We start from the raw sequence: 13381 nt of genomic DNA on the forward strand, positions 1-13381 counted from the left end.
AGATGAGTGATGCATTTACAGATGTGGCAAAAATGAAAAAAATCAAAGAAGATATCAAGGCGCATGAAGGACAAATCGTCGAGATGACGCTGGAAAACGGTCGTAAGCGCCAAAAAAGCAAGCAAGGCCGTCTGATTGAAGTCTATCCGTCTTTGTTTATCGTGGAATATTCCAATGAAGGCGGTCAGCCAGGGGAAATCTCCAATACCTATGTGGAGTCTTATACTTATTCTGACATTTTGACAGAAAAGAACCTCATCCGTTATTTTGATGAATAGAAAGGCCCAGTGGGTCTTTTTACTTATATTTGAAGCAATTCCTCAGTCAAATCGATGTATATAGAGGATGATAAGCAAAGAAAACAGGTGGTCATCATGATTAAAAATTTAGTTTTTGATTTGGGCAATGTTCTGATTGAATGGAATTCTAAGAAAATCCTGACATATTTTGAACCTGAGAAAGAGCGGCGGCAGGTCCTTAGACAGGCCATTTTTGAGTCAGGTGTCTGGCATAAGACAGACAAAGGAGAGCTGAGTTTGAAAGAAGCCTGTGAGGGAGTCCAGACTCAGCTAGATGCTTCCTATCATTCTGTCGTTAAGAATATCTTTTATCATTGGTATGAGGTTGTGCATGTTTACAGTGGTTTACAGGAAAGGATTCGGTTGTGGGCTGACCAGGGCTATCGAATCTATATCTTGTCAACCACTTGTGAGATTTTTTACCATATTGAAAAAGCTGGTTTGTTGCCCATTTACCAACTGTTGTCAGGCTATATCCTTTCCTCAGAGGTCGGGGTCGTCAAGCCAGAAGCAGAGATTTACCAAAAGCTGTTGAAAAAATATAATCTGAATCCAGTAGAATCCGTCTTCATTGATGATATTCAGGCTAACTTAGATACGGCAGCTGAATTGGGCTTTGAAACCATCTTATCCACAAGCGAGACAGAGAATATCAGGGCTATGGAGACTTTGCTGGCTGCGAAAGGAAAGTTTGACTGATTGATGATCGTTTGCTTCACTTATCGTTGAAAAGGAGTGAGTCCAAGCTCCAACCTTGACATTTGCTGATGATTGCGCTATCATAGTCCTATATATGGGAGTCTGTGTACAGTCTGAGAGGAAGTGTAAGCTTCGACCGCACCTGATCTGGGTAATGCCAGCGTAGGAATCATACCGAAAATAGTGGTATTTGTGCGCCTTTTCCATATACGGAAAAGGTCTTTTCTTTTATCATCTTTATCGATGGTGATATCTTGAAGAATTGCAGCGCTAAAATGCAGGAAGGGAGGAAAATCGTTCTAATGAAAGCACTACAAAGGCTGATGCGGCAGCAAATCGGTCTCTTAGGTATGCTGGGTGTACTTGTCATCTGGCAGGTCATGGGCTGGCTCAAGCTCTTGCCCAAGTTTATCCTGCCGACGCCTCTGGAAATCGGTCAGGCCTTTATCAGAGATGCTGGATTTCTAGCAAGTCATAGCTGGGCGACCTTAAAAGTAGCCTTGCTGGGTTTAGTCTTGGGCGTCATCTTGGCCTGTATACTAGCTATACTCATGGACAGCATGAGCTGGCTCAATGATCTAATCTACCCCATGATGGTCGTGGTGCAGACGATTCCGACCATTGCTTTGGCGCCAATCCTGGTTCTCTGGCTGGGTTATGGGATTTTGCCCAAGATTGTGCTGATTATTCTGACGACGACTTTTCCGATTATCGTCAGTATCCTGGACGGTTTTCGGCATTGTGACCGGGATACTCTAACTCTCTTTGAGCTTATGCAGGCCAATCGCTGGCAAATTCTCTGGCATTTTAAGATTCCAGCCAGTCTGCCCTATTTCTATGCGGGCTTGCGAGTCAGTGTTTCATATGCTTTTATCACGACCGTGGTTTCCGAATGGCTGGGCGGTTTTGAAGGACTGGGTGTTTATATGATTCAGTCTAAGAAACTTTTCCAGTACGACACCATGTTTGCTATTATCATATTAGTTTCGGTTATCAGTCTTCTGGGGATGAAGCTGGTGGCTGTCAGTGAAAAATATGTCATCAAGTGGAAATAGGAGCTAAGCTCTGCTATTTTCCAAATAAAGAAAAGAGGATAATGATGAAAAAAAGTTATAAAGTCTTGTTGGCAGGTTTGGCTGCTGTGTCAATCATTGGCCTAGCGGCCTGCAGCCAGTCGAAATCTACGTCTGAGAGCAAGGGTAAAAAGATTGATTTTATCCTAGACTGGTCACCTAACACCAACCATACTGGTCTTTATGTGGCTCAGGAAAAGGGATATTTCAAGGAAGCAGGCGTGGATGTGGATATCAAGTTGCCGCCTGAAGATAGCAGTTCGGATCTGATTATCAACGGCAAGGCGCCTTTTGGTATTTACTTCCAGGATTCTATGGCTAAAAAACTAGATAAGGGCGCAGAAATCACAGCTGTCGCTGCCATTGTAGAGCATAATACTTCGGGCATTATTTCTAAGAAGTCTGCAGGGATTACTGGACCTAAGGACCTAGCTGGCAAGAAATACGGTACCTGGAATGATCCAGTCGAGCTGGGCATGCTCAAAACCTTGGTTGAAAGCCAAGGCGGCCAGTTTGATGAGGTAGAAAAGGTTCCTAACAACGATTCCAACTCTATTACGCCGATTGAAAATGGTTTGTTTGATGCTGCCTGGATTTATCATGGCTGGGACGGCATCATGGCAGAGACGCAAGGCATGGACACTAATTTCTTTTACATGAAGGACTATGTCAAGGAGTTTGACTATTATTCTCCAGTGATCATTGCCAATAATGACTATCTCAAGAAGAATCCGGACGAGGCGAAAAAGGTCCTGCAGGCTATCAAGAAGGGCTATCAATATGCCATGGAGCACCCTGAAGAAGCAGCGGATATTTTAATCAAGCATGCGCCGGAATTGAAAAACAAGCGCGACTTTGTCTTGGCTTCTCAAAAATATTTGTCCGAGCAATATGCATCAGATAAGGACAAGTGGGGTCAGTTTGAGGCTAGCCGTTGGAATGCCTTTTACAAATGGGCCAAGGATAAGGGTATCGTGGACAATGACTTGAGTGACAAGGGATTTAGCAACAACTATATAAAATAATGACAGAAATTAAACTTGAAAATGTAAGCTATGCTTATGATGAGCAGCAGATTTTGAAAGATATCAGCCTACAGGTAGAAGCAGGTCAGGTCGTAGCGATTTTGGGACCTAGCGGAGTCGGGAAAACGACCCTCTTTAATCTGATTGCTGGGATTTTGGAGGTCCAATCGGGCAGGATTGTCCTAGACGGGCAGGAAAATCCCAAGGGCCGGGTGAGTTATATGCTGCAGAAGGACTTGCTGCTGGAGCACAAGACAGTGCTGGGCAATGTCATCTTGCCCCTGCTAATCCGAAAAGTATCAAAAAAGGAAGCGACGGAGCAGGCAACTCAGATTTTGAAAGAGTTCGGGCTCTTTGATGTAGCAGACAAGTATCCACATGAGCTGAGTGGGGGGATGCGGCAGCGCGTGGCTCTGCTACGGACCTATATGTTCGGTCACAAGCTATTTCTTCTAGACGAGGCCTTTAGTGCCTTGGATGAGCTGACTAAGATGGAGCTGCACGCTTGGTATCTGGATATTCATCGCAGGCTGGGTCTGACGACCCTTCTCATTACTCATAGCATCGAGGAAGCTCTGGCTCTCAGCGACCATATCTATATTCTGAAAAATCGGCCTGGAGAAGTCGTTACAGATCTCCAACTGACTTGGTCAGACAGTGAGGATAAGGAATTGCAGAAGCTGCGATATAAGCAGGAGATTTTGAGGATTTTGGGAGTGTGAAGCAACTGTTGGAATTCCTTTGCTTTAAAGAAACAACTTTAATCAAGCCTTTTGGCTTGATTTTTTGTCTGAGGCCCTTTACTTTTGACTTTATTAATGGTACAATAGCCTTTGTGTGAAATAGCAGCAGGAAAGCATGGAGCTCGTCAACAGAACATCAGCTATAAAAGTAGCCTTAGCTGTTTGGGCGAAAATGTTCTGCACGAATCAGGGCTTTTTAAGTGACTATTTCCTCAAAAATATTTTACAGGAGGACATTTTTATGTCACGTTATACAGGACCATCTTGGAAACAAGCTCGTCGTTTAGGTCTTTCTCTTACTGGTACAGGTAAAGAATTGGCTCGCCGTAACTATGTACCTGGTCAACATGGACCAAACAACCGCAGCAAATTGTCAGAATACGGTTTGCAATTGGCTGAAAAGCAAAAACTTCGTTTCACTTACGGTGTAGGTGAAAAACAATTCCGTAACTTGTTTGTTCAAGCTTCAAAAATCAAAGAAGGAATCCTTGGTTTCAACTTCATGCTTCTCTTGGAGCGTCGCTTGGATAACGTTGTTTACCGTCTTGGTCTTGCGACTACTCGTCGTCAAGCTCGTCAATTCGTAAACCACGGTCACATCCTTGTTGACGGCAAACGCGTTGATATCCCATCATACCGCGTAACTCCAGGCCAAGTGATCTCAGTTCGTGAGAAATCATTGAAAGTGCCTGCAATCCTTGAAGCTGTTGAAGCAACTCTTGGACGTCCAGCATTCGTATCATTCGATGCTGAAAAATTAGAAGGTTCATTGACTCGCCTTCCAGAGCGCGACGAAATCAACCCAGAAATCAACGAAGCACTTATCGTTGAATTCTACAACAAAATGCTTTAATTTGTATTTGTTCAGAAGTCGGTTTCTCGGCTTCTTTTTTATACTCTCAATGAATTAATTAGAGCTATTTCCAACTAAAAAAAGTCAATAGATTGAGACAGCTGTTTTGGGAAATTATCTGATTTTTTTCTGCTCCTATCCAATCAGGTGAGACACTCTGTAAAGATTTTTTCCAGCTTTTTTACGGAAGATTTGCTGAAATGGTGTATAATGGGGACAAGACACAAACAGAAAATTGTATGAAAGGAGTAGCGATGAAGGTTCTAGTGACAGGTGCGACTGGCTTTCTAGGAAAGTATGTTGTAGAAGAGCTAGCTGAACAAGGCTATCAGGTGCGGGCTTTTGGCCGTAATCTGAAGGCTGGTCGGCAGTTAGAAGGTCCTTCAGTAGAGTTTTTTGCTGGAGATTTTACCAGAGAAGAAGAAATTTTTGCAGCCTGCGAAGGAGTGGATGCAGTGGTGCACGCTGGTGCTCTCTCAACGATTTGGGGACCATGGGAGCAGTTTTATCAGACCAATGTAGTAGGAACCAAGTTGGTTATGGAAGCCTGCCGACATTTTGGAGTGCAACGACTGGTCTATATTTCCTCTCCGAGTGTTTATGCTGCGCCGCGTGACCAACTTGCTATCAAAGAAGAGGCTGCTCCTCAGGAGAATGAGCTGAATTTTTATATCAAAAGCAAGCTCATGGCTGAGCGGATTGTCCGAAGCTACCCTCAAGTTCCATCGGTTATCTTGCGCCCTAGAGGGCTTTTTGGTATTGGAGATACCAGTATCTTTCCTAGAATTTTGCGCTTAAGCCAAAAAATAGGAATTCCACTCATCAAAAATGGTCAGCAAATGATGGACATGACCTGTGTGGAAAATGTGGCCTTGGCTGTTCGTCTGGCTTTGGAAATGCCAGAAGCGCAAGGAAAAGTTTACAACATTACCAACGGAGAATCCTGTCGTTTCAGGGATATGCTGGATGAAGCTTTGGATGGTTTACAGGTCCGTAAACGTTATGTTAAGTTGCCTGCTGCTTTTCTAGGTATTCTGGCACAGGGATTTGAAAGCTTTTATCGCTTCTTTCACATTGAAAAAGAGCCACCTTTGACTCTTTACACTTATTACTTAATGCGTTACAGTCAAACGCTGGATATATCAGCAGCAGTAAGGGATTTGGGCTATCAACCCAAGTTGACAATCAGTGAAGGGATTGCAAAATATGTCCAACATTATCGAGAAAATTGAGTATCTTCAGCCTGGGCGCTGTAGCAGTCACTTGCAGCAGATGTTTAAGGGAGTTGCCAAGAAAAAAATAATTTTTCCAGCTGGCGTTTTCCTCTTGAAGCATCGTGAGAAAGGCTATATCCTCTACGACACTGGCTATTCTCCAGCTATTCTGAAACCCAACTTCAAATACTGGCTCTATGGTCTGGGAACGCCTGTTGATATGTCAGAAGAGGAGCGTGTAGATCGTCTGCTTGAGCAAAAAGGAATTGCGCCAGAAGATATTTCTTATGTCATCTTGTCGCACTTGCATCCAGATCACATCGGCGGAGCCGCTTTCTTTCCCAAGGCCCGCTTCATTCTGACCAAGACCGTTTTCAAAACGTATCAGCATGCCAAACTGAAGGATTTGATTTTCAAGGAATTTCTTCCGCAGGATTTTGAGAGTCGGTTGGAAGTGGTGGAACCTCAGCAGGTCCAAGCAGCATTCCTCTATCGCAAGACAGTTGACTTGTTTGGCGATGGCAGTATATATCTGGCCTCAGTTGATGGGCATGCTGCTGGTCAAGCTTGTCTCTTTTTGCCAGATTATCATCTGTTTATCGGAGCTGATTTGTGCTGGGGCGTGGATCTGTTGCCTTATACGGAGCAGATGCGTCTCTTGCCGTCACTCATCCAAGATAGTAAGGAAGAATACATGGCCGGTGTGGCCTTGCTACGGCAGTTGCTTGCTGTCGGCTATCAGGTGCTGGTCAGTCATGATCCGGCTGAGAGAGCGGAGCAGATTTTGTATGAAACTAGGAACATTTCTAAAAACCTTTAGCGTCATGCGCTGGGGGCATCGATTTAAGGATCGACAGGCCTTGGAACGCTATCAAATCAAGGCTTTAGCAGCCTATCGGGAATTTCTGCAGCAGGAATCACCTTATTTTAAATCAGGTATTCCAGCAGATTTTAAGATGAATAAGGCCTTTATGATGGAGCATTTCAATGAGCTCAATACTCAGGGGCTGGATCGAGATGAGTTGTTAGCCTTGGCTCTGGAGAGCGAGCGGACACGTGATTTCAGCCCCATGATAGGAGAAATTGCTGTCGGCCTGTCTTCTGGGACATCTGGTCACCGAGGTTTATTTGTTACCACTGAAAAGGAGCGCAGTATGTGGGCGGCAGCCATCTTGGCCAAGATGCTGCCTAAAGGCAAACTCTTTGGACATAAAATCGCCTTCTTTCTTCGGGCAGACAACCAGCTCTATCAGACTGTCAATTCAGGCTTGATTTCTCTGGAGTACTTTGATACTTTTCAGGGAGCCGAAGAGCATGTAGAGCGTTTGAATGCTTACCAGCCAACGATTTTGGTAGCGCCAGCATCAATGCTCTTGGAGCTGGCAAAACAAGTCCAGGCAGGAAATTTGGAAATTGTTCCTAGCAAAGTCGTATCAGTGGCAGAAATTTTGGAAGAGCCGGATCGGCAGAGAATTCAAGCAGGATTTGGTCTAAAAAAGGTGGATCAGGTCTACCAGGCGACCGAGGGCTTTCTAGCTTGCATTTGTGTCCATGGGAATCTTCATCTAAACGAAGACATTGTCCATGTAGATAAGCGCTACCTGGATGATAGGCGCTTTTACCCAATTATTACGGATTTTAAGCGGACTTCTCAGCCAATTTTTCAATATGAGCTGAATGATATCTTGGTGGAAAATCCTGAACCTTGCCCTTGCGGTTCGGTCTTTACACGGATTGACAGGATTGAGGGACGCTCAGATGATATTTTCATTTTTGAAAATGCTGCGGGTCAGTCGGTGGAGGTCTTTCCAGACTTTATTCGCCGTTGTCTGCTCTTAGTTGATGGGATTGGAGAATATCAGGTAGCTCAGGAACAGGATCATTCGCTGACCATTGCTATCGAACATCGTAGTCAGCAGCGAGAAGACGAGCTTGTCCAGCAATTTCAGAACTTAGCGACTGATAAAGACTTTCTTATACCGGCTATTTCTTTTGAAAATTATCAGCGGGACAGAAGCCGTAAGTTGAAACGCATCTATCGGGCTTAAGAATGCCCCCAGTGGAAAAATATATGAATCAGAGGCTGAAGCGCTTTGGCAGTTTACCCAACTGTCAAGCAGTCTCAAGTCTGACAAGAAGGAGTTTAATATGACTGCAGTAAAGAATCATATAAAGATAGTTGGTTACGGTACGCATCTACCTAGAAATACCGTGACTTTTAAGGATCAGACTCGATATCGAGTGGTGGAAAATGAAGAAACCCAGCTTTCCATGGCAGTCATGGCGATTGAAAAAGCCCTGGAGCAAGCGGGCTTGACTATCAAAGACATTGACTGCATCGTGTCGGCCAGTGCAGTGGGCGTCCAGCCTATTCCCTGCACTGCGGCTCTGATTCATGAGTTGGTAGCCAAGGGCTTGTCCATTCCAGCTATGGATATCAATACGACTTGCACTAGTTTTATCTCGGCTTTGAGTCTCATGTCTCATTTGTTGGAGGCTGGTGAGTATCATAGGATCCTCATCGTGTCCAGTGAGGTTGGAAGTTTGGGGCTTAATCCCAATCAGAAGGAAAGTTTTGAGTTGTTCAGTGATGGGGCGGCAGCTTTGATTTTTGAAGCAACGGAGGAGGAAAGAGGGGTTATCTCCAGCCTGCAGCGGACCTGGTCTGAGGGAGCTCATGATACAGAGATTCGCGGTGGTTTGACATCGTTTCAGCCTAAGGAGTATTCAGATGCTACCAAGACTCACTACATGTTTGACATGAATGGTAAGAAGATCCTCTTACTCTCTGCCAGAAAAATTCCAGAAATGTTTAAAGAATTTAAAGAAAAGAGTGGCCTCAGTCTGTCTGACTTGGATTATATCATTCCGCATCAGGCCAGTCGTGCCCTGCCAATGGTCATGCGCAGCTTGGGTATTCCTGATGATAAATACCTTAATATTGTGCAAGACTATGGGAATATGGTGTCAGTAGCAGTGCCTTTTTCTCTCTGCTATGCTCTGGAGCGTAATCTAGTCAAGGAAGGGGACACCATCGCTCTGATGGGAACAGCAGCTGGAATGACAGTTAATATGCTGGCTATGAAATTATAATACAATAAAAATAGGGTGTACAGAACCAAAAGAGGTTTTGTACACCCTGTTTAATTTTTCAAAATATGAAAAGAGCTGGAACCCATTGGGTTCCAGCAACTTCTTACAGCATTTTCAAAAGAAATTCTGCTATTTGTTCAGGACTTTCTTTTTTTCCTCTAGCAATCCACATTTGGCAGACACCAAAGAAGGCATTGGCGAGAAAGACTCTGCTGTATTCTTTTTCAAAATGATTGTAAACACGTCTACTAAAACGGTCCTGCAGACTATCTGCCAACATTACCTGCAGCTTATGGCGCAGAAAATTCTGAATCTCTTTCGTGCCGTTTTCTGTCAAAAGAGCAGCCAAGAGTGGCTCTAGCTGGAGGAACTGAAAGACCTCTGTAATCGCAGTTTGAACATCTTCTTGATTATTCTCAAAAATATATCCCAACTGATGAAAGAGGTTTTGCTGATAACGTTCAATCATATCGTACTTATCCTTGTAGTGAGTATAAAAACTACTACGGCTGATGCCAGCAGCTTGAGCTAGCTGTACAGTTGTGATATGGTCGAAGGACTGCTTATGCAGTAGTGAAACCATGGCTCTTTCAATAATAGCCTTGGTTTTTCGGCGTTTATTGCTTTCTAACATAAAATCTCCCTTTGAGGCTAAGCCTCAGTCTGCTCTTCAAGCGAATAGCCGTCATAGCAAACTACTTTTTCTTTTTCTCCGTGTACTATTATATCAAATGTTTTTCCAGTGGAAAAGAGTTAAATTCCGGAATTAAGCATAGATAGTCAAAATTTTATCTGATTAGGCTTAGTCGACTGGTAAAATAATAAAGCCGAGGCTTAAAGTAAAGTCTCGGCTTTTGTTATGAACATTATTTAAAGTAGAGGTAGTCAGGGTCAGGAGTGACATAAAGTAGCTCGCCTTCCTGTGAGAAGATAATAGAAATTTGTTCATTTTTATAAGAGTAAATTGTGTAGGTATTTTGTAATCTTGATGCTTGAGCAATGTCAACTACACCCGCTAAGAAAGCACGCGCTTGTTCGGTACTTATTTTTTGCTCCTGAATCAGTCTTTTAAGATTTTCTAATTCTTTGTTTTGGAAGGCTTCATATTCAGAAGCGAGATCGGTGCTTATTTTTTCTGGTTCGCCGAGAATACTTTTAACTTTTTCTTGGGTATATCCTTTAAATTCAGGAATTTGAGCTTCAAAACCGCCAGATTCATAGGATTGGTAATAAACCTTGGCATCGCCAGTCGCATAAATCTTATCTTTCTTAGCATGATCGGCATCTTCTGGAAGACCATCTGTGGTTTTTTCTATATCCTTACTAGAACTACTATTTTCTTTACTAGAACTTCTGGAAGAACTACTGCTGCTAGAGGAGCTGCTTTTGCTTTTGGAAGATTGCTTTGATGAGCTTGAGGAATCCTTTAAACTAACTTTTTTTCCTGATTTATCTGAATTAGAAGAGCGAGTGGTTGATTCTGAGTTAGATGGTACAAGGAAACGGCAGGCTGACAGCAGAAATAGTGCTGCAACTAGAGCAAATAAGCTAAATGGTGTTCTTTTTTTCATTGTCTTAAACCTTTCTTTACTATGCTCAATCTGACTTGAGCTATTGTGATGTGAGGCATCTGCTGGCAGCAGTGTTTCACATGGAACCGTACCGTCAAGTTAAGATCTCGATGCTTGACTCCATTTACCTCGCTTATCATTCTAACATAATGCTGATTTTCTGTGTACCTACCTATGGGAAAATACTTTTTATTTACAGATTGTTCAGAGATTAAAGACAGTAGGGCGAACTTATTCCGCTTCCCTACAATCTTTTTAAACAAAATTAGACACGGTGTCCAATTTTTAAAGAATAAACTTGTAATAATCTTCGATTGGTGTATAATCAATTTTATTGAAATTTGGACACTGTGTATAATTTTAGGAGGAAGATATGTTAAGAGAATGGAAAGCTATTTTAAAAAAGCCGGCTTTTATCATTGTGATGTTAGGAGTCTCTATGATTCCAGCCTTGTATAACGTTATTTTCTTAAGCTCCATGTGGGATCCATATGGAAAGGTTTCAGACTTGCCAGTGGCGGTCGTCAATCAGGATAAAGCTGTAACTGCTAGTGGTAAGACCTTGTCTATAGGCGAGGATGTTGTTTCCAGCCTCAAGGAAAATAAAAATCTGGATTTTCACTTCGTCAGTAAAGAAGATGCTCAAAATGGTCTGGAAAAGGGTGATTACTACATGGTTGTGACGCTTCCAAGTGATTTATCTGAACGTGCAGCCAGTATTTTGACTGATAATCCTCAGCAAATGAAGATTGACTATCAAACGTCTAGCGGCCACAGTTTTATTGCTGGTAAGATGAGTGATTCAGCCATGGCTTCTTTGAAGCAGACGGTGGCGCAAAATGTGACGGATACTTATACAAGCGCCATATTTAAGAATATGGGAGATCTAAAAACTGGCTTGGTTAAGGCATCTGATGGTGCTCAGCAATTAGCATCTGGCAGCCAACAACTAGGCTCAGGCAGTCAGACAATTGCAAATAATTTAAGAACTTTGAATCAAGCTACGAGCAAATTATCATCCGGTGCAGCTCAATTTAACACAGGACTACAGACTTATACTGGGAGTGTTGCACAAGTATCGTCTGGACTGGGTAGTTTGTCAAATGGGATAAACACTTATGCTAATGGTGTAAGTACCGTGGCCGCAGGTGCAAATCAGCTGTCGGGTCGATCAGCAGACTTATTGGGTGGAGTCCAACAGCTCACTCAGTCAGGAGATGGAGTTCAGGCCTTATCGACAGGTGTGACAAATCTGAATACGGGCTTGGCTACATTAAAGTCATCGGTAGATACCACCTTAGCTAACAACCAGCAAAATGTGAGTGATTTAGCAAATGGTTTGACACAGTTGAATGCTAGTATTCAAGCTGCAGCAAGTGACTCAGCTGTTTCGACAGACAGCATTGAGGCTTCACTGACTAGCATAGCAGCATCCGCTCAAGCCATTATCAATAATAATCAAGATGCCAAGGCCGCAGCTTTGGCAAGTGTTCAAGCTACGAGCTCTTATCAAGGGCTTTCTAGTGAGGCTAAGGCTGAGATTGATGCAGCAGTTGGTGCTAGTCAAGCGGGAAGTGATCAATCTGCTCAGACGATTTTATCAGAAATCGATACGATGAGGGCTTCTCTTGAAACGATAAAAGGCGCTAGTCAAACAAAACTTAGTCAGTTAGAAGGTGCATCAAATCAAGTTCTGCCACAGGCAGCTAACATGATTAATGGCCTTTATAATGGCTTATCAACGGTGAGTACTGGCCTCGGTTCAGCAAGCGGAGGAGCCAATCAACTAGTCGCAGGTGTAGACACCCTAAATGAGAAACTAACGACTGGCGCGACACAATTGGAACAAGGGGTGACAAGTTATACCAATGCAGTCGTTCAGCTATCTGAGGGGACATCAGCTTTGGCAAGTAAGAATCCTGATTTGCTAGCAAATACAACAAAATTAGCAAACGGGGCAGCCCAATTAACAGACAAATCTCCAGAATTGACCTCTAGTTTCGGGAAATTAGCAGATGGAACCAATCAATTAGCGAGCGGTACAGAAAAGCTGGCTGATGGCAGCAGTGCTTTAACAGATAATCTCTCTAAACTTACTGTGGGAACGAGCGATTTGTCCAATGGCCTTGTGGATGCAGGCGATAAATTGTCGACTGTTTCTACTAGGGAAGACAATGCAAAAACTCTAGCAGATCCTCTGACACTGAGCAAGACAGATGAGAATAAGGTAGAAAAAAACGGCATTGGGATGGCGCCATATATGATTTCAGTAGCTTTATTTGTGGCGGCTATTTCAACCAACATCATTTTTAGCACACTTCCATCAGGGGAAGAACCTAAGACGAAACGAGATTGGCTGAAGGCCCGTATAGAGGTAAATGGAGTCATTTCTGTCGTGGCGGGTGTTTTGGTCTATGGTGCTGTGCACTTGATAGGCTTATCTGCTAACCATGAGTGGGCAACCCTCGGTTTGATTGTCCTAGCTAGCATGACCTTTATGGCTCTTGTGACGGCTTTGGTTACTTGGGATAGCAAGCTCGGCGCCTTTGCTTCTCTGATTCTTTTGCTTTTACAGCTGGCTTCTAGTGCAGGAACTTATCCATTGGAGCTGACTAGTAAGATTTTCCAAGTTATCAACCCTTGGCTGCCAATGAGCTATTCTGTATCGGGCTTACGCCAAACGATTTCTATGAACGGCCAAATTGGTAGTCAAGTGCTCTTCCTTGCTTTTGTTTTAGTTCTTTTCATGGCACTTGGTACTCTGGTCTATCGAACAGATAAAAAACAGTTAGCTTAGGGTTCTTATTCTTA

General features: G+C 43.3%; 13 protein-coding genes. 11 read left to right on the forward strand and 2 right to left on the reverse strand.

Annotation, left to right across the window (positions count from 1 at the left end; translation table 11 throughout):
* The first annotated feature begins 2 nt into the window (after positions 1-2).
* From FKX92_RS10625 to FKX92_RS10670, 10 genes are all read left to right on the forward strand, one after another.
* Entirely contained in the window at positions 3-278 is a 276-nt protein-coding gene (locus FKX92_RS10625; protein WP_002894239.1) for a Veg family protein, read from the forward strand.
* A gap of 96 nt (positions 279-374) precedes the next feature.
* Positions 375-998 (forward strand): HAD family hydrolase, encoded by a 624-nt coding sequence (locus FKX92_RS10630; RefSeq protein ID WP_187759429.1) that lies wholly within the window; start codon positions 375-377, stop codon positions 996-998.
* Between the two features lie 275 nt (positions 999-1273).
* A complete protein-coding gene (locus FKX92_RS10635; protein WP_002910959.1) occupies positions 1274-2053 on the forward strand; it encodes an ABC transporter permease in 780 nt (259 codons plus the stop codon).
* A gap of 44 nt (positions 2054-2097) precedes the next feature.
* Entirely contained in the window at positions 2098-3096 is a 999-nt protein-coding gene (locus FKX92_RS10640; protein ID WP_187759435.1) for an ABC transporter substrate-binding protein, read from the forward strand.
* Positions 3096-3818 carry an ABC transporter ATP-binding protein gene (locus tag FKX92_RS10645; protein ID WP_002918010.1) on the forward strand — a complete coding sequence of 241 codons (723 nt, stop codon included), beginning with the start codon at positions 3096-3098 and terminating at the stop codon, positions 3816-3818. The genes FKX92_RS10640 and FKX92_RS10645 overlap by 1 nt, the downstream gene beginning before the upstream one ends.
* A gap of 262 nt (positions 3819-4080) precedes the next feature.
* Positions 4081-4692 (forward strand): 30S ribosomal protein S4, encoded by a 612-nt coding sequence (gene rpsD, locus FKX92_RS10650; RefSeq protein ID WP_002899562.1) that lies wholly within the window; start codon positions 4081-4083, stop codon positions 4690-4692.
* Between the two features lie 200 nt (positions 4693-4892).
* Positions 4893-5924 carry an NAD-dependent epimerase/dehydratase family protein gene (locus tag FKX92_RS10655; protein ID WP_149566297.1) on the forward strand — a complete coding sequence of 344 codons (1032 nt, stop codon included), beginning with the start codon at positions 4893-4895 and terminating at the stop codon, positions 5922-5924.
* Positions 5899-6726: an MBL fold metallo-hydrolase gene (locus FKX92_RS10660; protein WP_049553051.1), complete on the forward strand. Its 828-nt coding sequence runs from the start codon at positions 5899-5901 to the stop codon at positions 6724-6726. Before FKX92_RS10655 ends, FKX92_RS10660 begins: the two co-directional genes overlap by 26 nt.
* Positions 6695-7954, forward strand: coding sequence for a F390 synthetase-related protein (locus FKX92_RS10665; RefSeq protein WP_187759430.1), 1260 nt, complete (start codon positions 6695-6697; stop codon positions 7952-7954). The genes FKX92_RS10660 and FKX92_RS10665 overlap by 32 nt, the downstream gene beginning before the upstream one ends.
* A gap of 100 nt (positions 7955-8054) precedes the next feature.
* A complete protein-coding gene (locus FKX92_RS10670) occupies positions 8055-8999 on the forward strand; it encodes a 3-oxoacyl-[acyl-carrier-protein] synthase III C-terminal domain-containing protein (RefSeq protein ID WP_316250858.1) in 945 nt (314 codons plus the stop codon).
* 103 nt (positions 9000-9102) lie between these two features.
* Here FKX92_RS10670 and FKX92_RS10675 read toward each other — a convergent pair whose 3' ends face one another.
* Both FKX92_RS10675 and FKX92_RS10680 read right to left on the reverse strand, forming a co-directional pair.
* A complete protein-coding gene (locus FKX92_RS10675) occupies positions 9103-9633 on the reverse strand; it encodes a TetR/AcrR family transcriptional regulator (protein ID WP_002894223.1) in 531 nt (176 codons plus the stop codon).
* Between the two features lie 232 nt (positions 9634-9865).
* Positions 9866-10570 (reverse strand): DUF4947 domain-containing protein, encoded by a 705-nt coding sequence (locus FKX92_RS10680; protein ID WP_149566300.1) that lies wholly within the window; start codon positions 10568-10570, stop codon positions 9866-9868.
* A gap of 373 nt (positions 10571-10943) precedes the next feature.
* Between FKX92_RS10680 and FKX92_RS10690 the strand changes: the two genes are divergently transcribed.
* Complete coding sequence (locus FKX92_RS10690; RefSeq protein WP_149566301.1) at positions 10944-13367, forward strand: YhgE/Pip domain-containing protein; 2424 nt, start codon at positions 10944-10946, stop codon at positions 13365-13367.
* The last annotated feature ends 14 nt before the right edge of the window (positions 13368-13381 follow it).

This window comes from Streptococcus sanguinis (assembly GCF_008329445.1).
Taxonomy (GTDB): domain Bacteria; phylum Bacillota; class Bacilli; order Lactobacillales; family Streptococcaceae; genus Streptococcus; species Streptococcus sanguinis_O.